Origin of the sequence: Streptomyces klenkii (assembly GCF_003626645.1) — a bacterium.
GTDB lineage: Bacteria > Actinomycetota > Actinomycetes > Streptomycetales > Streptomycetaceae > Streptomyces > Streptomyces klenkii.
The window spans coordinates 74,030-92,634 of the sequence record NZ_RBAM01000011.1 but is presented as its reverse complement, the minus strand read 5'-3'; the positions used below and the strand labels follow the sequence as shown (position 1 = coordinate 92,634).

14 protein-coding genes are annotated in these 18,605 nt (G+C 71.2%); 11 read left to right on the top strand and 3 right to left on the bottom strand.

Going from position 1 to position 18,605, the window contains the following annotated elements; translation table 11 throughout:
• Nucleotides 1–95 precede the first annotated feature (95 nt).
• The 3 genes from D7231_RS25155 (at nucleotide 96) to mshC (ending at nucleotide 2,907) form a co-directional block, all read left to right on the top strand.
• Nucleotides 96–686 (top strand): DUF3090 domain-containing protein, encoded by a 591-nt coding sequence (locus D7231_RS25155; RefSeq protein WP_120757816.1) that lies wholly within the window; start codon nucleotides 96–98, stop codon nucleotides 684–686.
• Nucleotides 650–1,471, top strand: coding sequence for an SCO1664 family protein (locus D7231_RS25150; RefSeq protein ID WP_120757815.1), 822 nt, complete (start codon nucleotides 650–652; stop codon nucleotides 1,469–1,471). The genes D7231_RS25155 and D7231_RS25150 overlap by 37 nt, the downstream gene beginning before the upstream one ends.
• Nucleotides 1,472–1,677: 206 nt before the next feature.
• Nucleotides 1,678–2,907, top strand: a complete 1,230-nt coding sequence (mshC, locus tag D7231_RS25145) for a cysteine--1-D-myo-inosityl 2-amino-2-deoxy-alpha-D-glucopyranoside ligase (RefSeq protein ID WP_120757814.1) — start codon at nucleotides 1,678–1,680, stop codon at nucleotides 2,905–2,907.
• 132 nt (nucleotides 2,908–3,039) lie between these two features.
• Here mshC and D7231_RS25140 read toward each other — a convergent pair whose 3' ends face one another.
• From D7231_RS25140 to metH, 3 genes are all read right to left on the bottom strand, one after another.
• Complete coding sequence (locus tag D7231_RS25140; protein ID WP_120757813.1) at nucleotides 3,040–3,708, bottom strand: VC0807 family protein; 669 nt, start codon at nucleotides 3,706–3,708, stop codon at nucleotides 3,040–3,042.
• On the bottom strand, nucleotides 3,705–4,358 hold the full coding sequence (locus D7231_RS25135) for a TetR/AcrR family transcriptional regulator (RefSeq protein ID WP_120757812.1): 654 nt from the start codon (nucleotides 4,356–4,358) through the stop codon (nucleotides 3,705–3,707). The genes D7231_RS25140 and D7231_RS25135 overlap by 4 nt, the downstream gene beginning before the upstream one ends.
• Nucleotides 4,359–4,488: 130 nt before the next feature.
• Nucleotides 4,489–7,998: a methionine synthase gene (gene metH, locus D7231_RS25130; RefSeq protein ID WP_120757811.1), complete on the bottom strand. Its 3,510-nt coding sequence runs from the start codon at nucleotides 7,996–7,998 to the stop codon at nucleotides 4,489–4,491.
• 262 nt (nucleotides 7,999–8,260) lie between these two features.
• Between metH and D7231_RS25125 the strand changes: the two genes are divergently transcribed.
• From D7231_RS25125 to D7231_RS25090, 8 genes are all read left to right on the top strand, one after another.
• Nucleotides 8,261–9,025, top strand: a complete 765-nt coding sequence (locus tag D7231_RS25125) for an IclR family transcriptional regulator (RefSeq protein WP_120757810.1) — start codon at nucleotides 8,261–8,263, stop codon at nucleotides 9,023–9,025.
• Nucleotides 9,026–9,326: 301 nt separating this feature from the next.
• Nucleotides 9,327–10,109, top strand: coding sequence for an MIP/aquaporin family protein (locus tag D7231_RS25120; RefSeq protein ID WP_120757809.1), 783 nt, complete (start codon nucleotides 9,327–9,329; stop codon nucleotides 10,107–10,109).
• A gap of 43 nt (nucleotides 10,110–10,152) precedes the next feature.
• Complete coding sequence (glpK, locus tag D7231_RS25115) at nucleotides 10,153–11,679, top strand: glycerol kinase GlpK (RefSeq protein WP_120757808.1); 1,527 nt, start codon at nucleotides 10,153–10,155, stop codon at nucleotides 11,677–11,679.
• Nucleotides 11,680–11,681: 2 nt separating this feature from the next.
• Nucleotides 11,682–13,289: a glycerol-3-phosphate dehydrogenase/oxidase gene (locus D7231_RS25110; protein WP_120757807.1), complete on the top strand. Its 1,608-nt coding sequence runs from the start codon at nucleotides 11,682–11,684 to the stop codon at nucleotides 13,287–13,289.
• A gap of 135 nt (nucleotides 13,290–13,424) precedes the next feature.
• The gene (locus D7231_RS25105; protein ID WP_120757806.1) at nucleotides 13,425–14,489 is read left to right on the top strand and encodes a glycoside hydrolase family 18 protein; all 1,065 of its coding nucleotides are present in this window, start codon (nucleotides 13,425–13,427) and stop codon (nucleotides 14,487–14,489) included.
• Between the two features lie 137 nt (nucleotides 14,490–14,626).
• A complete protein-coding gene (locus D7231_RS25100) occupies nucleotides 14,627–15,601 on the top strand; it encodes a PAC2 family protein (RefSeq protein ID WP_120757805.1) in 975 nt (324 codons plus the stop codon).
• 206 nt (nucleotides 15,602–15,807) lie between these two features.
• The gene (locus D7231_RS25095) at nucleotides 15,808–16,521 is read left to right on the top strand and encodes an HAD family hydrolase (protein ID WP_120757804.1); all 714 of its coding nucleotides are present in this window, start codon (nucleotides 15,808–15,810) and stop codon (nucleotides 16,519–16,521) included.
• Nucleotides 16,522–16,933: 412 nt separating this feature from the next.
• Nucleotides 16,934–18,532: an ABC transporter substrate-binding protein gene (locus tag D7231_RS25090; RefSeq protein WP_120757803.1), complete on the top strand. Its 1,599-nt coding sequence runs from the start codon at nucleotides 16,934–16,936 to the stop codon at nucleotides 18,530–18,532.
• Nucleotides 18,533–18,605 lie beyond the last annotated feature (73 nt).

Genomic DNA, 18,605 nt, shown 5'->3' with positions numbered 1-18,605 from the left:
TCCGCCCGTCACCCCGTGACCGGCGCCGGACCCGCCGGAGAACGATCGACCGCACCCCGATCGCCCGAACGACCCGAACCCAATGGAGCAGGACGTTGTCCCGTCAGGTGTTCCTCTACGACCCGCCGGACCGTTTCGTCGCCGGCACGGTCGGGCTGCCTGGCCGCCGCACCTTCTTCCTCCAGGCCACCGCGGCCGGCCGCACCACCACCGTCGCCCTGGAGAAGGCGCAGGTCGAGGCGCTCGCCGAGCGCATCGACGAGCTGCTGGACGAGGTCGTCCGGCGCACCGGCGGCAGCGCCCCCGTGCCCGCGGTCGCCCCGGCCGAGCTCGCCGACACGGCCCCGCTCGTGACCCCCATCGACGAGGAGTTCCGCGTCGGCACCATGGCCCTGGCCTGGGACGGCGAGCACCAGCGCATGATCGTCGAGGCGCAGGCCCTCGTCGAGCTGGACGCCGCCACCGACGAGGACCTCGCCGAGGCCGAGGAGCGCCTCCTCCAGGACGAGACGAACGGCCCGCCGATGCTGCGCGTCCGCATCACCGGCACCATGGCCCGCTCCTTCGCCAAGCGCGCCCTGGAGGTCGTGAACGCCGGCCGCCCGCCGTGCCCGCTGTGCAGTCTGCCGCTCGACCCGGAGGGACACGTATGCCCGCGCCAGAACGGATACCGCCGCGGCGCGTGAGCCCGCAGGAACTGCTGGCCAAGGGCGAGCTGACGGTCCGTGGCCGGATCTCCGGGGCGTCCAACGCGGTGCTGTACTGCACGGTCGAGTACGAGGGCGTGAGCGCCGCCTGCGTCTACAAGCCCGTCGCGGGGGAGCGGCCCCTGTGGGACTTCCCCGACGGCACCCTCGCCCAGCGCGAGGTCGCCGCGTACGAGCTCTCCGAGGCCATGGGGTGGGGCCTGGTGCCGCCCACGGTGCTGCGCGACGGCCCGTACGGCGAGGGCATGTGCCAGATGTGGATCGAGGCCTCGGCGAAGGACGCGGCCCTCCTCGCGCTCGTCGAGGGCGAGGAGCCGGAGCCGGGCTGGAAGGCCGTGGGCCTCGCCGACGTGGGCGAGGAGCGCACGGCGCTGCTCGTGCACGCCGACGACGAGCGGCTGCGCCGGCTGGCCGTGCTGGACGCCGTGATCAACAACGGTGACCGCAAGGGCGGCCACCTGCTCCCGGCCGCGGACGGCCGGCTCTATGCGATTGATCACGGAGTGACCTTCAACGCGGACGACAAGCTGCGCACGCTGCTGTGGGGCTGGGCGGGCGAGCCGCTCACGGAGGAGGCCGTGGAGGCGCTGCGGCGCCTTTCGGCCAATCTGGCCGACGGGGGCCCCTTGGCGGGGCGGCTCGCCGAGCTTCTCACTGTCGAGGAGATCGATGCGCTGCGGCGGCGCGTAGCCGATCTGCTGCGGACGGGGCGGCATCGTGAGCCGAGCGGGCAATGGCCTGCCATCCCGTGGCCGCCGGTGTAGCGACCGGTTACCGATATCGGCCCCGGCGGGCCTCGTCCGCAATCGCCGGACGGGCTTAATGATGGCGTGGCCCCGAGCCCGGGCACGGCGGAGGCCCGGTACGAACCGGTGAATGCACATCCCGGTGCCCCCGCGCAAGGGTGTCCGTTCGGCCAACAGCCGGATCCGGTTCGTATCCGGAACATGCGTCCGGTTACGCTCGTGACATGCATGCCTGGCCCGCTTCTGAGGTTCCCGCCCTGCCCGGCAGTGGCCGCGACCTCCGGATCCACGACACCGCGACCGGTGGACGGGTGACCCTCGTCCCCGGCCCCGTCGCCCGTATCTACGTCTGCGGCATCACGCCGTACGACGCCACCCACATGGGACACGCGGCGACCTACAACGCGTTCGACCTCGTTCAGCGCGTGTGGCTCGACACCAAGCGGCAGGTTCACTACGTCCAGAACGTCACCGACATCGACGACCCGCTGCTGGAGCGGGCCGTCGCCAACGGCGACGACTGGACCGAGCTCGCCGAGCGGGAGACCGCCCTGTTCCGCGAGGACATGACCGCCCTGCGGATGCTCCCGCCCCGGCACTACGTCGGCGCCGTCGAGTCGATACCGAAGATCGTCCCCCTGGTGGAGCGCCTGCGCGACGCCGGCGCCGCCTACGAGCTCGACGGCGACGTCTACTTCTCCGTCGAGTCCGACAGCCGCTTCGGCGAGGTCTCCGGCCTCGACGCCGAGGCCATGCGCCTGCTCTCCGCGGAGCGCGGCGGCGACCCGGACCGCCCGGGCAAGAAGAACCCGCTGGACCCGATGCTGTGGATGGCCGCCCGCCCGGGCGAGCCCAGCTGGGACGGCGCTTCGCTCGGCCCCGGCCGCCCCGGCTGGCACATCGAGTGCGTCGCCATCGCCCTGGAGCACCTCGGCATGGGCTTCGACGTGCAGGGCGGCGGCTCCGACCTCGTCTTCCCGCACCACGAGATGGGCGTCTCGCACGCCCAGGTCCTCACCGGCGAGCACCCCTACGCCAAGAGCTACGTCCACGCCGGCATGGTCGCGCTCCACGGCGAGAAGATGTCCAAATCCAAGGGCAACCTCGTCTTCGTCTCGGCCCTGCGCCGCGACGGCGTCGACCCCGCCGCGATCCGGCTCGCGCTCCTCGCGCACCACTACCGCGCCGACTGGGAGTGGACGGACGCCGTCCTGGACGAGGCCGTCGAGCGCCTCGGCCGCTGGCGCGCCGCCGTCTCGCGCCCCGACGGCCCGTCCGCCGACGCGCTGGTGGAGGAGATCCGCGAGGCCCTCGCGGACGACCTCGACTCGCCCCGCGCCCTCGCGGCCATCGACCGCTGGGCGGCCTCCCAGGCCGCCGGCGGCGGCACGGACGAGGGCGCGCCCGGCCTCGTCTCCCGGGCCGCCGACGCCCTGCTCGGCGTGGCGCTGTGACGCGCTGAACCGCACGACAGCAAGGGGGCGCTCCCGGCCGGGAGCGCCCCCTCTCGTGTGCGGAGGCCCCTGACGCGCTGCCGGGCGCCGGACGGGCACCCCCGCGGTCCGTCCGGCGCCCGCCGCCCGGTGTCAGGCCTTCAGGCCCTTCCGCGTGATGTATTGCTTGTGGAAGACCATCAGCCCCGCCAGGACCACCAGCCACTGCACCGTGTTCACGGTGGGGACCGTGTCGACGGGCAGCGTGGCCGCGCAGGCCACGCGGACGCCCGCGTCCAGGGTGAACACCGTTCCCCACACGCCGGTCAGGAACCGGATCTTCCGGCGGAAGGCGGGAGAGGTGTCCCACCGGGAGTCCCACCCGGCCGCCTCCTCCTCTCCGCCCTTCGCCAAGAAGACGTTGCGCATCGCGGCGAGCATGAAGGGGCGGCGGGTCGGCACGGTGCCGAGCACCCACAGGCCGATCACGGCGGTGAGCCAGCTGTCCCTGACGAGCAGGGTCCGGGGGTCTCCGGTCACCAGGGACAGCAGGGTGGCGACGGCCATGATGCTCAGCGTGAACAGCCCCATGACGTCGACCTTGCGGCGCTTGACGATGCCGTGGACGATCCAGGGCAGGCCCAGCAGGGTGCCCAGCGTCAGGCACCACCACTGGCTCAGTCCCAGCGCGCGGAACCCGTAGTAACTGCCCAGGGGCAGGATCACGTCGAAGACGAGCTGGAGGAGCGGGAACCCCCGCGCGGAGGCGCCCTTCTGACGCTCCGTCCTGCCGGCCGTCTTCACCTGCACGGGGACGGTCACCGCTCCGTCCTCCGGGTCGCGTGGTCGAAGAGGTCGGCGAGTTCGCGGCCCGCGGCCTCCGCATCGAAGTCCGGCTCCCGGCCGGCGCGCGTCACCGTCGCGTCGACGGCCGCCCGGATCGCGGTGACCATCACCCGCGGGTCGAACTCCCGGAATTCTCCGCTCCGCTGGGCTTCGCGCATGCGCTCGACCTGAACGTCCGCCGCGGACTCCAGCGTGCCGAGGACGTCGCGCCGGGAGGGGTCGTCGTCCCGGAGGTGGGCCAGCACGTCGACCATGGCGGGCACGTGCTTGGGGTAGGCGTCGGCAAGTCCGACGCTCGCCTCGATGAAGGCCCGCAGCCGGGCCCGGGCCCCGGTCCGCTCCTCCATCCGGGGCCGTACGTGCGCGTCGGCGACCCGGGAGACCTCGGCGACGACCTCCCGCATGAGGTCGTCCTTGCCGGCGAAGTGGTACGAGATCATCCCCGTGCTGCTCAGCCCGGCCGCGCGGGCGATCCTCGCGAACGAGGCCTTGGCGTAGCCGGCGTCGGCGATGACCTCGATCGCGGCGTTCACGATCTGCGCGCGACGGGCGGCCTCGGTGAAGGTCCTGCGGGACGGGTCCTTCGCGGCTGCTGCTTGCTTAGTCGAGCCAGAGCTTGCTTCCATGAGCAAAAAATAGCCGAGTCTTGCTCACGTAAGCAAGAGATGGTCCGGGCAAGCAGAAGGGCCGGGTGCGCACCGCTCAGCGGTGCGCACCCGGCCCTCGGGCGTTGTGCCCGGTGCGCGATGAGGTGCCTTAGCGCGCGTTGAAGTACTTCGCCTCCGGGTGGTGGATGACGATCGCGTCGGTGGACTGCTCCGGGTGCAGCTGGAACTCCTCGGAGAGGTGGACCCCGATGCGCTCCGGCTCCAGCAGGTCCGCGATCTTGGCGCGGTCCTCCAGGTTCGGGCAGGCCCCGTAGCCCAGGGAGAAGCGGGCGCCGCGGTACTTCAGGGCGAACATGTCCTCCACGTCCGCCGGGTCCTCGCCGGCGAAGCCGAGCTCGGCGCGGACGCGGGCGTGCCAGTACTCGGCCATGGCCTCGGCCAGCTGGACGGACAGGCCGTGGAGTTCGAGGTAGTCGCGGTAGGCGTCGGCGGCGAACAGCTCGGCCGTGGCCTCTCCGATCCGCGAGCCGACCGTGACCACCTGGAGGCCCACCACGTCCTTCTCGCCGGACTCCTCCGGGCGGAAGTAGTCCGCGAGGCACAGCCGGCGCCCGCGGCGCTGGCGGGGGAAGGTGAAGCGCGTGCGCTCCGTGCCGTCCTCGTTGAGGAGGACGAGGTCGTCGCCCTTGGAGTAGCAGGGGAAGTAGCCGTAGACGACGGCCGCTTCGAGGAGGTTCTCGGTGTGGAGCTTCTCCAGCCAGCCGCGCAGCCGCGGGCGGCCCTCGGTCTCCACCAGCTCCTCGTAGGTGGGGCCGCCGGCGCGGGCCTGCTTCAGGCCCCACTGGCCCTTGAACAGCGCACCCTCGTCCAGCCAGGACGCGTAGTCCTTCAGCGGGATGCCCTTGACGACGCGCGTGCCCCAGAACGGCGGCTCCGGCACGCGGTTGTCGACGGCGACGTCGGAGCGGACCGATCCCTCCGGCTCCTCCACCTCCAGGACGGCCGTCGCCGCCTTCTTCGCCACCCGCCGCTGCTTGAGCTCCGGCAGGGACGCGCCCGGCACGCCCCGCTTGACGGCGATCAGCGCGTCCATCAGGCGCAGGCCCTCGAAGGCGTCGCGGGCGTAGCGCACCTCGCCGTCGTAGATCTCGTGCAGGTCCTGCTCGACGTAGGCCCGGGTGAGGGCCGCGCCGCCGAGGATCACCGGGTAGGTGGCCGCCAGCTTGCGCTGGTTGAGCTCCTCCAGGTTCTCCTTCATGATCACGGTGGACTTCACCAGGAGGCCGGACATGCCGATGACGTCCGCCCGGTGCTCCTCGGCGGCCTCCAGGATCGCCGAGACCGGCTGCTTGATGCCCAGGTTGACGACGTTGTAGCCGTTGTTGGACAGGATGATGTCGACCAGGTTCTTGCCGATGTCGTGGACGTCGCCGCGGACGGTGGCCAGCACGATCGTGCCCTTGCCCTCCGCGTCCGACTTCTCCATGTGCGGCTCCAGATAGGCCACCGCCGTCTTCATCACCTCGGCCGACTGGAGCACGAACGGCAGCTGCATCTGGCCCGAGCCGAACAGCTCGCCGACGACCTTCATGCCCTCCAGCAGCGTGTCGTTGACGATGGCCAGCGCCGGGCGCTCGGCGAGCGCCGCGTCGAGGTCCGCGTCCAGGCCGTTCTTCTCGCCGTCGATGATCCGGCGCCGCAGCCGCTCCTCCAGCGGCAGCGCGGCCAGCTCCTCGGCCTTGCCCGCCTTCATGGACTTGGTGTCCACGCCCTCGAAGAGCTCCAGCAGGCGCTGGAGCGGGTCGTAGCCCTCGCTGCGGCGGTCGTAGATCAGGTCGCCGGCGACCTTGACCTGCTCCTCGTCCAGGCGCGCGATGGGCAGGATCTTCGAGGCGTGCACGATGGCCGAGTCCAGGCCGGCCTTGACACACTCGTCCAGGAAGACGGAGTTGAGGACCATGCGGGCGGCCGGGTTGAGGCCGAAGGAGATGTTCGACAGGCCCAGCGTCGTCTGCACGTCGGGGTGGCGGCGCTTGAGCTCGCGGATCGCCTCGATGGTGGCGATGCCGTCCTTGCGGGACTCCTCCTGCCCGGTGCAGATGGTGAAGGTGAGGCAGTCGATGAGGATGTCCGACTCCAGCACCCCCCAGTTGCCCGTCAGGTCGGCGATCAGCCGCTCCGCGATCTCGACCTTCTTCTCGACGGTACGGGCCTGGCCCTCCTCGTCGATGGTGAGCGCGATCAGCGCGGCGCCGTGCTCGGCCGCCAGCCGGGTGATCCGCGCGAACCGCGACTCCGGGCCGTCGCCGTCCTCGTAGTTGACGGAGTTGATGACGGCCCGGCCGCCCAGCTTCTCCAGGCCCGCCTGGATGACGGCCGGTTCGGTGGAGTCCAGCACGATGGGCAGCGTCGAGGCGGTGGCGAAGCGGCCGGCGACCTCGGCCATGTCCGCCACGCCGTCCCGGCCCACGTAGTCCACGCACAGGTCGAGCAGGTGGGCGCCCTCGCGGATCTGATCCCGGGCCATCTCCACGCAGTCGTCCCAGCGGCCGTCCAGCATGGCCTCGCGGAACTTCTTCGAGCCGTTGGCGTTCGTCCGCTCGCCGATGGCCAGGTACGCGGTGTCCTGCCGGAAGGGGACCGTCTGGTAGAGCGAGGCGGCGCCCGGCTCGGGGCGCGGCTCCCGCTCGGTGGGCCGCAGCCCGCGCACGCGCTCGACCACCTGGTGCAGGTGCTCCGGGGTCGTGCCGCAGCAGCCGCCGACCAGGGACAGCCCGTACTCCCGTACGAACGTCTCGTGGGCGTCGGCGAGCTCGGCGGGGGAGAGCGGGTAGTGCGCGCCGTCCTTGCCCAGGACCGGCAGGCCGGCGTTGGGCATGGCCGAGACGCGGGTACGGGCGTGCCGCGAGAGATAGCGCAGGTGTTCGCTCATCTCGGCGGGCCCGGTGGCGCAGTTGAGGCCGATCATGTCGATGCCCAGCGGCTCCAGGGCGGTCAGCGCCGCACCGATCTCGGAGCCCAGGAGCATCGTGCCGGTGGTCTCGACGGTCACCTGGACGAGCAGCGGAAGGTCCGCGCCCAGGGACTCCATGGCGCGCCGGGCGCCGATGACCGAGGCCTTGGTCTGGAGCAGGTCCTGGGTGGTCTCCACCAGGATCGCGTCGACGCCGCCGGCGACCAGGCCCTCGACGTTCTGCTGGTAGGCGTCGCGCAGGCTGGGGTACGGGGCGTGACCGAGCGTCGGCAGCTTGGTGCCCGGGCCCACCGAGCCCAGCACCCAGCGGGTCCGCCCGTCGCGGGCGGTGAAGTCGTCGGCGGTCTCGCGGGCGACGCGGGCGCCCGCCTCGGACAGCTCGAAGATGCGGTGCGCCACGTCGTACTCGCCGAGGGCGGCGAGGTTGGCGCCGAAGGTGTTGGTCTCCACGCAGTCCACGCCCACCGCGAAGTACGCCTCGTGGACGGAGCGGACGATGTCGGGACGGGTGACGTTCAGGATCTCGTTGCAGCCTTCGAGCTGCTCGAAGTCCTCCATGCTCGGATCCTGCGCCTGGAGCATCGTGCCCATGGCCCCGTCGGCCACCACGACCCGGGAGGCGAGCGCCTCCCGCAGTTCGGAGGCTCGGGCGGTGCTTGCGGTCGATGGCGTGAACGAGGCCATGGATGTGCTCCCGGGGTTGCGACGGCTGTCGGCTTTGCGCCCTCCGGAAGAAGGCGCACGCCGTCAGCGTAACCGCAGCAACCGGAATTCGGGTGGGTGTCCCACCCATCGGATACGGCACGGATACGCGGTGGACGGGGCCGGGCGCGGCGCCCGGAGCGTCTCGGCGATCATGGTCCAGCCGCCGGTCAGCTATCTCCTGGTCGGCATCGGCCGATAGTGTTCAGCAATGCCGAACGGGCATTTCGGAGGAGGATGAGCGATGGCACGGACCATCCAGTCGCTCGAACGGGCGGCAGCGATGCTGCGGCTGCTCGCGGGGGGCGAACGACGGCTGGGACTGTCCGATGTGGCCTCCGCACTCGGGCTGGCCAAGGGCACCGCCCACGGCATCCTGCGCACCTTGCAGCAGGAGGGCTTCGTCGAGCAGGACCCCGCCTCGGGGCGCTACCAGCTCGGCGCCGAGCTGCTGCGCCTGGGCAACAGCTACTTGGACGTACACGAACTGCGCGCCCGCGCCCTGCTGTGGGCGGACGACCTGGCCCGCTCCAGCGGCGAGAGCGTCTATCTGGGCGTCCTGCACCAGCAGGGGGTGCTGATCGTCCACCACGTCTTCCGGCCGGACGACAGCCGCCAGGTGCTGGAGGTCGGCGCCATGCAGCCGCTGCACAGCACGGCCCTGGGCAAGGTGCTGTGCGCCTACGACCCGGTGGCGCACAGCCAGCTGCTGGAGGCCGAGCGCGAGGCGTTCACCGTGCGGACGGTCACCGCGCTGCCCGACCTGGAGGGCGTGCTGGACCTGACCCGGGCCCGCGGCTGGGCCGCGGACGTCGAGGAGACCTGGGAGGGCGTGGCCTCGGTGGCCGCCCCCATCCACGACCGGCACCGGATGCCCGTGGGAGCCGTCGGCGTCATGGGCGCGGTGGAGCGGGTCTGCGAGGAGGGCGAGCTGCGGGCGCAGCTGGTCGCCGCCGTCCGGGACTGCGCGCGCGCCGTCTCCCGCGACCTGGGAGCCGGTCGCTTCTGACCCGGGGGGCTTTGTTGTGCCCGGTGGTGACTACCGGGTACTACTGGTCGGTAACCGATCGTGTCCGGTGCGGCGGTTTTCAGCCACTCCCACCTAGAGTTTTCGGTCACAGGACTCTTGACGAGCCCTTAACCGTGGAGAAAACTGCCGTGCATCGGTCGGCATTGTCGAACACCTAACGACAATATTCGCTATGGTGGACACTGCCGCGGGCCGATCGAAGCTCTCCATCGGAGAGCTGCGGACCACCGGAGGGACCCGGGGTCCGCCTTCCCCTGGACGAAGGACAAAGGAGTCGCGGGTGTCCAGCTCCGACATCTTCACCGGTGAGCTCATCGGTACCGCAGTGTTGATCCTGCTCGGCGGCGGCGTCTGTGCCGCCGTCACCCTGAAGCGTTCGAAGGCACAGAACGCCGGCTGGCTCGCCATCACGTTCGGCTGGGGCTTCGCCGTGCTCACCGGTGCGTACATCGGCGCCAAGTCGGGTGCGCACCTCAACCCGGCCGTCACTCTCGGCCTCGCCATCGACGGCGGCGTCAAGTGGAGCGACGTCCCCCTCTACATCGGCTCCCAGCTGCTGGGCGCGATGATCGGTGCGACGCTGGTCTGGCTCGCCTACTACGGCCAGTTCAAGGCCCACCTGACGGACCCCGAGCTCGTCTCGACGCTCAACCCGGCCGAGGGCATGGTCGACCAGACCGCGACCCCGCAGGCCGGCCCGGTGCTGGGCATCTTCTCCACCGGCCCCGAGATCCGCAACGTGGTGCAGAACCTCGTCACCGAGATCATCGGCACCGCCGCCCTGGTGCTCTTCATCCTCACCATGGGTCTGACCAAGGGCCTGGCCACCAGCGGCACGGGCACCCTGATGGTGGCCTTCGTCGTCGTCGGCATCGGCCTCTCGCTCGGCGGCCCGACCGGATACGCGATCAACCCCGCCCGCGACCTCGGCCCGCGCATTGTGCACGCGCTGCTGCCGCTGCCCAACAAGGGCGGTTCAGACTGGCGCTACGCCTGGATCCCGGTCGTCGGCCCGCTCGCCGGCGCCGCCCTGGCCGCAGGCATCCACAAGATCGCGTTCTGACCGCATCCGCCGAGACCCTTCAGACCTCAGGAGCAGACACACCATGACCGACGCGCACATGCAGGGCCCGTTCATCGCGGCGATCGACCAGGGCACCACCTCCTCCCGCTGCATCGTCTTCGACCGCGACGGCCGCATCGTCTCCGTCGACCAGAAGGAGCACGAGCAGATCTTCCCGAAGCCGGGCTGGGTCGAGCACGACGCCAAGGAGATCTGGACCAACGTCCAGGAGGTCGTCGCCGGCGCCGTCGAGAAGGCGGGCATCACCGCCGCCGACGTCAAGGCCATCGGCATCACCAACCAGCGTGAGACCACGCTGATGTGGGACAAGAACACGGGCGAGCCGGTCTACAACGCCATCGTCTGGCAGGACACCCGCACCGACGCGCTCTGCAAGGAGCTCGGCCGCAACGTCGGCCAGGACCGCTTCCGCCGCGAGACGGGCCTGCCGCTGGCCTCCTACTTCTCCGGCCCCAAGGTCCGCTGGCTGCTGGACAACGTCGAGGGCCTGCGCGAGCGCGCCGAGGCCGGCGACATCCTCTTCGGCACCATGGACTCCTGGGTCATCTGGAACCTCACCGGCGGTGCCGAGGGCGGCGTCCACGTCACGGACGTCACCAACGCCTCGCGCACCATGCTGATGAACCTGCGCAAGCTGGAGTGGGACGACCGCATCCTGTCCTCCATGGAGATCCCGGCCGCCGTGCTGCCGGAGATCCGCTCCTCCGCCGAGGTCTACGGCACCGCCAAGGGCGGCGCCCTGGCCGGCGTCCCCGTCGCCTCCGCGCTCGGCGACCAGCAGGCCGCCCTCTTCGGCCAGACCTGCTTCGACCAGGGCGAGGCCAAGTCGACCTACGGCACCGGCACGTTCATGCTGATGAACACCGGTGACGAGCCCGTCCAGTCCTACAACGGCCTGCTGACCACCGTCGGCTACCGTATCGGCGACCAGAAGCCCGTCTACGCCCTCGAGGGCTCCATCGCCGTCACCGGCTCCCTCGTGCAGTGGATGCGCGACCAGATGGGCCTGATCAAGAGCGCCGCCGAGATCGAGACGCTCGCCAGCTCCGTCGAGGACAACGGCGGCGCCTACTTCGTGCCGGCCTTCTCCGGCCTGTTCGCCCCCTACTGGCGCTCCGACGCGCGCGGTGTCATCGCGGGCCTGACCCGCTACGTCACCAAGGCGCACATCGCCCGCGCCGTGCTCGAGGCCACCGCCTGGCAGACCCGCGAGATCACCGACGCCATGACCAAGGACTCCGGCGTCGAGCTGACCGCACTCAAGGTCGACGGCGGCATGACCTCCAACAACTTGCTGATGCAGACCCTCTCGGACTTCCTGGACGCACCCGTCGTGCGCCCGATGGTCGCCGAGACGACCTGCCTCGGCGCTGCCTACGCCGCCGGCCTGGCCGTCGGCTTCTGGCCGGACACCGACGCCCTGCGCGCCAACTGGCGCCGGGCCGCCGAGTGGACCCCCCGCATGGACGCGGACACGCGTGACCGCGAGTACAAGAGCTGGCTCAAGGCCGTCGAGCGGACCATGGGCTGGATCGAGGACGAGGAGTAATCATGACAACCCCGCAGAGCGTTCCGACCCTGGGAACGCACCCGGCTGCCGGCGCCAACCCGGGCCGCGCCGAGACCCGGGAACGGCTGTCCAAGGCGACGTACGACCTCCTGGTGATCGGTGGCGGCATCCTGGGCACCTCGGTGGCCTGGCACGCCGCGCAGTCCGGCCTGCGGGTCGCGATGGTGGACGCCGGCGACTTCGCCGGCGCCACCTCCTCCGCCTCCTCCAAGCTCGTCCACGGCGGTCTGCGCTACCTGCAGACCGGCGCGGTCAAGCTGGTCGCGGAGAACCACCACGAGCGCCGGGTGCTGGCCAAGGACGTGGCCCCGCACCTGGTCAACCCGCTCACCTTCTACCTGCCCGTGTACAAGGGCGGCCCGGTCGGCGCGGCCAAGCTCGGCGCCGGTGTCTTCGCCTACTCGGCGCTGTCCGCCTTCGGCGACGGCGTCGGCAAGGTGATCTCGCCGGCCAAGGCCAAGGCCGACAACCCCGGTCTGCGCACGGACAACCTGAAGGCCGTCGCGGTCTACTACGACCACCAGATGAACGACTCCCGCGTTGCCGTCATGACGGTCCGTGCGGCCGTCGAGTCCGGTGCCGTGGTGCTCAACCACGCCGAGGTGACCGGCCTGCGCTTCACGCACGGCAAGGTCACCGGCGCCGAGCTCAAGGACCGCATGGACGGCACCGAGTTCGGCATCGACGCGCGCGTCGTCCTCAACGCCACCGGCCCGTGGGTGGACCACCTGCGCAAGCTGGAAGACAAGGGCGCCGCGCCGTCGATCCGGCTCTCCAAGGGCGCGCACATCGTGATGAAGCGCAAGTCGCCGTGGAAGGCCGCCATGGCCACCCCGATCGACAAGTACCGCATCACCTTCGCCCTGCCGTGGGAGGACCAGCTCCTGCTGGGCACCACCGACACCCAGTACGAGGGCGACCCGGCGGACGTCCGCGCCACCGAGGCGGACATCCAGCAGATCCTCGACGAGGCGGCGTTCTCCATCCAGGACGCGGACCTCGACCGCGACCTCATGACGTACGCCTTCGCCGGCCTGCGCGTGCTGCCCGGCGGTCCGGGCGACGTCGCCCAGGCCAAGCGCGAGACGGTCGTCTCCGAGGGCAAGGGCGGCATGCTCTCCGTCGCCGGCGGCAAGTGGACGACCTACCGCCACATCGGCCGCACGGTCATGAAGAAGCTCGCCCAGGTGCCCGGCAGCCCGCTGACCGAGGACATGGAGCCCATCTCCAGCCTCGTGCGCCGCACCCCGCTGCCCGGCGTCGCGAACCCCAACGCGGTCGCCCACCGCCTGCTCGTCGACCGCGAGCCCGGCGCCCGCATGGACCCGCTGACCGCTCGCCACCTCGCCACCCACTACGGCTCGCTGTCCTTCGACATCGCGCGCCTGGCCAACGAGAACCCCGAGCTCGCCGAGCGCATCCACCCCGACGGCCCGGAGATCTGGGCCCAGGTCGCCTACGCCCGCGACCACGAGTGGGCCGCGACCGTCGACGACGTCCTGCGCCGCCGCACGACCCTGACCATCCGCGGCCTGGACGACGAGAACGTCCGCGCCCGGGTCAAGGACATGCTGGCCGACCAGGGCTGATCCACCGGCATCTGCCGCACCCCGGGGGTGGGACACCGCGCGTGTCCCGCCCCCGGGGCGTGCGCGTTTCCGCCGCAGGGCAACTGACCTGCTCCTCTTCTCGTCCCTACAGAACAGGAGAACGAGGGGGACGAGATGGAGAAGCAGGCCGGCCGGAGCCTGGCGGCCAGGGTGCGCGCCTGGCGCCCGGGCAGGAAGACGGCGATACGGGTCGCGCTGGCCCTCGTCCTGGTGGTGCTGGTGCCCGTCGTCGCCGCGGGCAGCGCCCTGCGCGCCTCGTACGCCGGAACGCCCGCCGCCGACGCCGTCACCCGCGGCCGGGACGCCGTCTGGCTCGGCCACGCGTGGCTCGACGGCCGGCGCGGGCCCGCGGACATCGCCGCCCTCAAGCGCAACCTCGCCGGCACCGGCATGCGCGACCTGTACATCCACGCGGGCCCGCTGGAGCACGACGGCACCCTGCCCGCCACCGCCTACCCCGACGCCCGCCGGATGATCGGCGTCCTGCACCGCGAACTGCCCGGCATCCGCATCCAGGCCTGGCTGGGCGACAAGCTGGTGCGCCCGGGCGAGGGCCCGGGGGGCCTGCGCCTGGACGACGCGCGGGCCCGTGCCGCGGTCGTCGAGAGCGCACGGCAGGTCATGCGGGCCGGCTTCGAGGGCGTTCACCTCGACGTCGAGCCCGTCCGCACCGGCGACCGCGGCTTCCTCGCCCTGCTCGACGCCCTGCACCCGGCCGTGCGGGACGCCGGCGGAGTGCTGTCGGTCGCCGCCCAGCAGATCGACCCGGTGCCCGCGATGCACGCCGCGGCCCGGCTGGCCGGCAGCCCCAAGTGGTGGACGCAGCGCTACTTCGCCCAAGTCGCCCGGCGCACCGACCAGATCGCGGTCATGTCGTACGACACGGCCCTGCCGGTCGAGAGCCTCTACGGCGGCTACGTCGCCCGGCAGACGGAGCTCGCCCTCCAGGTCACGCCCACCGGCACCGACCTGCTGATGGGCCTGCCCTTCTACCACACGGACGACTTGGGCCACCACGGTCACGCCGAGACGGCCGCGGCGGCCGTCCGCGGCGCACGGCTCGGACTGTCCCGGGAGGACCGCACCCGCGCGCACTTCGGGCTCGCGCTCTACGTCGACTTCGCCGCCACCGAGGACGACTGGCGTGCCTACCGGAACGGCTGGGGGGCAAGGGGCTGAGGAAGAGCCCGTACAGGGGCTGCGACCGGGCAGCAGGGAAGTCGTAGTCTTGGGGTCGCACAACAGAGCAGCAGAAGAATCCGCAGGGAACAGCAACCGGAGCCACCGCAGGGGGCCCGGTCGGAAGGAGGCGCTGGGTGATCGAGCTTGAGGGGGTTCCCGAGCTGATCGACCCGGTCATGATCTGTGCCTTCGAGGGCTGGAACGACGCGGGGGACGCCGCCTCCAGCGCGGTCGCGCACCTGGACCGGGAGTGGAAGGGCGAGGTCTTCGGCGCGCTCGACGCGGAGGACTACTACGACTTCCAGGTCAACCGCCCCACGGTCTGGCTCGACGGCGGGGTCCGCAAGGTCACGTGGCCGACGACCAGGCTGTCCGTCGTGCGCACCGGCGGCGGCGACGGCAAGGGCGCCTCGCGCGACCTCGTGCTGGTGCGCGGGATCGAGCCCAGCATGCGCTGGCGCTCGTTCTGCAACGAGATCCTGGGCTTCGCCCACGAGCTCGGCGTGGAGCTGGTGGTGGTCCTGGGCTCGCTGCTCGGGGACACCCCGCACACCCGCCCCGTCCCGGTCAGCGGCGTCACCTCCGACCCCGACCTCGCGCGGACCATGGACCTGGAGGAGTCCCGTTACGAGGGCCCGACCGGGATCGTCGGCATCCTCCAGGAGGCCTGCACCCACGCCGGCGTCCCGGCGGTGAGCCTGTGGGCCGCCGTCCCGCACTACGTCTCGCAGCCGCCGAACCCGAAGGCCACCCTGGCGCTCCTGAACCGCCTGGAGGACCTGATCGACCTGCGCATCCCGCTGGGCGAGCTGCCGGAGGACGCGCGGGCCTGGCAGCTGGGCGTCGACCAGCTGGCGGCCGAGGACAGCGAGGTCGCCGAGTACGTGCAGTCCCTGGAGGAGGCGCGCGATACGGCCGACCTGCCGGAGGCGTCCGGAGAGGCCATCGCACGCGAGTTCGAGCGCTATCTGCGCCGCCGCGACCCTCAGTCCGGCGACGGCTCGTACCTGCGCGACACCGCCAGCGGGCGCACGCGCCCGCAGCGGTCGCCGAAGGACGAGCAGCCGGCGCCCGAGGAGGAGTCCGAGAGCCCTGAGGACGAGGCCTGAGGCAGCGGCCGGGGCGCGGCCGCGCGGCCGGGTCGCGCCCGGTGGCGGGGCCGTTTCGAGGGTCCCCGATGTGACGAATCCCCGATATTGAAGAGACGTCCGCAACCGTCCGCCGTACACTTGTCGGTCCGGTGAAGGCCGGTTCGCACAGCCCCGCCGTGGGCCGCGCGAGCCGGCCTTCTCGTCCCCCAGGAGGTGTGCCCCGGATGACCAGCAGCATCCCCGTTGCCCCGCCCCGCACGGCCGCGGGCGGAGCCCTGCAGGCGGTCCTGCTCGACATGGACGGCACCCTCGTCGACACCGAGGGCTTCTGGTGGGAAGTGGAGGTCGCCGTCTTCGCCGAGCTGGGCCACCAGCTGCTGGAGGAGTACCGCGAGGTCGTCGTCGGCGGCCCGATGGCGCGCAGCGCCTCCTTCCTCATTCAGGCCACGGGCGCGAAGATCGCCCTGACGGAGCTCACCGTCCTGCTCAACACGCGCTTCTCCGAGATGATCGGGCGCGGGGTGCCGCTGATGCCGGGCGCCCGGCGGCTGCTCGCCGAGCTCGCCGCCCACAAGATCCCCACCGCCCTGGTCTCGGCCTCGCACCGCGAGATCATCGACCGCGTGCTGCTGTCCCTGGGCCCGGAGAACTTCGCGCTGACCGTCGCGGGCGACGAGATCGAGCGCACCAAGCCGCACCCCGACCCGTATCTGCTGGCGGCCGCCCGGCTCGGGGCGGAGCCCGGCCGGTGCGCGGTCGTGGAGGACACCCTCACCGGGGTGACGGCCGCGGAGGCGGCCGGCTGCCGGGTGGTCGCGGTCCCGTCGGTGGCGCCCATCCCGCCCGCCGCCGGGCGGACCGTCGTCGGCTCTCTCGAAGAAGTGGATCTCGGTTTTCTCCGCGGCCTGATCACGGGAATGCACCGGCCCGTGCACTGAGCGTGCCACGGGGAAAGTTCAAGGAACTCTGGGCGCCGGAACGAGTGTTTTCCGTGACGAATGCGGTGACTTAATTCCCGCGGCCGCACGGAAGCCGCCCGAGTGACCTTCGTCACCGCCCATGGCGGCGGAGCGTGCGGGGACGATCACTCGACGGCGCCCTCACCCGGGTTGAAGCGCACCCTTGTGTCCCGATTAATGATCGAGTGCGCGAATCGTTCCGGCGCCCGGATATCGCGGAGCGCCGCCCTTGTTATCACCGCGTGATATCGCGTCAACTTCTCCGTGTTCCAGCGCCACCGGCCCCCGGCACTAATCTTTTCGCGAGAACTTCACGGCTTGCCCGTGGCCCGCGCACCGGTCGTCGGTAGGGTCCCGGGAACCGATCGCACCACAGGGAGAACCCCGCACAATGAACCGCAAGACGTTGGTGCTGCCGACCGTGGCAGCCCTGCTGGCCCCCGTGCTCGTCGCCTGTGGCGGGAGCGGCGGAGCCGGCAAGGGCGGCGGCGCCATCGTCATCGGCACCACCGACCGGTTCGAGGAGACGACGGACGCCCCCGCGCCGTTCGACCCGGCCGCCGCGTACGACATCGGCGCCTGGAACGTCCTCCACAGCACGTTCCAGACCCTGCTGCGGCTGCCCCGCTCCGGCACCAGCCCTGTCGCCGACGCCGCCTCCAAGTGCTCCTGGAGCGACCGCAAGAACGAGCAGTTCCGCTGCACCCTGCGCAGCGGCCTGAAGTTCTCCAACGGGCACGCGCTCACCTCCGAGGACGTCAAGTTCTCCATCGACCGCGCCCGCGCCATCAACTTCGAGAACGGCCCGGTCTCGCTGCTCAGCAACATCGACCGGGTGGAGACGCCGGGCGAGCTGGAGGTCGTCTTCCAGCTGAAGACGCCCGACGCGACCTTCCCGCAGAAGATCGCCACTCCGGCCGCCGCCATCGTCGACTCCGAGTCCTACGACAAGAACAAGCTCGACAACGGCTTCAAGGTCGTCGGCTCCGGCCCGTACACGCTCCAGACCGAGGAGAAGGACGGCCGCGTCGTCAAGGCCGTCCTCAACCGCAACAAGAGCTACCAGGGCGCCGTCGAATCGCAGAACGACAAGGTCGAGATGCGCTTCTACGACGACGCGCGGTCGATGGAGAAGGCCCTGAAGTCGGGCGACATCGACATCATGAACCGCACCCTGTCCCCGGACCAGGTCAGCCGCCTGCGCGGGGAGGCGAGCAAGGACGTCAAGCTGCTCGAGGCCCCCGGCCAGGAGATCAGCTACCTCGCCTTCAACACCGACGACCCGGCGGTGAAGAACAAGGCCGTCCGCCAGGCCATGGCCCAGGTCGTCGACCGCCCGGCGCTGGCCCGCGACTCCTACGACCGCACCAACGACCCGCTGTACTCGCTGGTGCCCATGGGCATCACCGGTCACCAGAACTCGTTCTCCAACAAGTACGGCGACCCCAGCGCGGAGAAGGCCCGCGGCATCCTGCGCGCCGGCAACGTCAGCACGCCCGTGCCGCTCACCCTCACCTACACCACCGACCACTACGGTGAGGCCACGGAGAAGTCCTTCAAGACCCTCCAGAAGCAGCTGAACGACAGCGGGCTGTTCAGCGTCAAGCTCCAGGGCAAGGAGTGGTCCGACTTCCGCCCGGAGGCCGCCGCCGGCAAGTACGCCGTCTACGGCATGGGCTGGTTCCCCGACTTCCCGGACCCCGACAACTTCGTCGCCCCCTTCGTCGGCAAGGACAACTTCCTCCGCTCGCCGTACCGGAACAACAAGATCAGCAACGAGCTGATCCCCGACTCCCGCGAGGCCGCGCAGCGCGAGGCGGCGGCCAAGTACTTCCAGCAGGCTCAGGACATCGTCGCCGACGAGGTGCCGGTGCTGCCGCTGTGGCAGGGCAAGCAGTACGTGGCGGCCCGGGAGAACGTGACCGGTGCCGAGTGGGCGCTCAACTCCGCCTCGGAGATGCAGCCGTGGGAACTCGCCCGCGGCGTCTGAGGCCACCGACCCCGTCGCCCCGGCGCCGCCGGCGACGTGTTCGCGATTTGTTCAGAGACGAACAAGGAAACTG

Excerpts from the sequence above, each read along its gene's own strand:
- D7231_RS25095 (WP_120757804.1), top strand. The coding sequence starts at position 15,808 with ATGACCAGCAGCATCCCCGTTGCCCCGCCCCGCACGGCCGCGGGCGGA.
- D7231_RS25150 (WP_120757815.1), top strand. The coding sequence starts at position 650 with ATGCCCGCGCCAGAACGGATACCGCCGCGGCGCGTGAGCCCGCAGGAA.
- D7231_RS25090 (WP_120757803.1), top strand. The coding sequence starts at position 16,934 with ATGAACCGCAAGACGTTGGTGCTGCCGACCGTGGCAGCCCTGCTGGCC.
- D7231_RS25135 (WP_120757812.1), bottom strand. The coding sequence starts at position 4,358 with ATGGAAGCAAGCTCTGGCTCGACTAAGCAAGCAGCAGCCGCGAAGGAC.
- D7231_RS25125 (WP_120757810.1), top strand. The coding sequence starts at position 8,261 with ATGGCACGGACCATCCAGTCGCTCGAACGGGCGGCAGCGATGCTGCGG.
- D7231_RS25110 (WP_120757807.1), top strand. The coding sequence starts at position 11,682 with ATGACAACCCCGCAGAGCGTTCCGACCCTGGGAACGCACCCGGCTGCC.
- glpK (WP_120757808.1), top strand. The coding sequence starts at position 10,153 with ATGACCGACGCGCACATGCAGGGCCCGTTCATCGCGGCGATCGACCAG.
- metH (WP_120757811.1), bottom strand. The coding sequence starts at position 7,998 with ATGGCCTCGTTCACGCCATCGACCGCAAGCACCGCCCGAGCCTCCGAA.
- D7231_RS25105 (WP_120757806.1), top strand. The coding sequence starts at position 13,425 with ATGGAGAAGCAGGCCGGCCGGAGCCTGGCGGCCAGGGTGCGCGCCTGG.
- mshC (WP_120757814.1), top strand. The coding sequence starts at position 1,678 with ATGCATGCCTGGCCCGCTTCTGAGGTTCCCGCCCTGCCCGGCAGTGGC.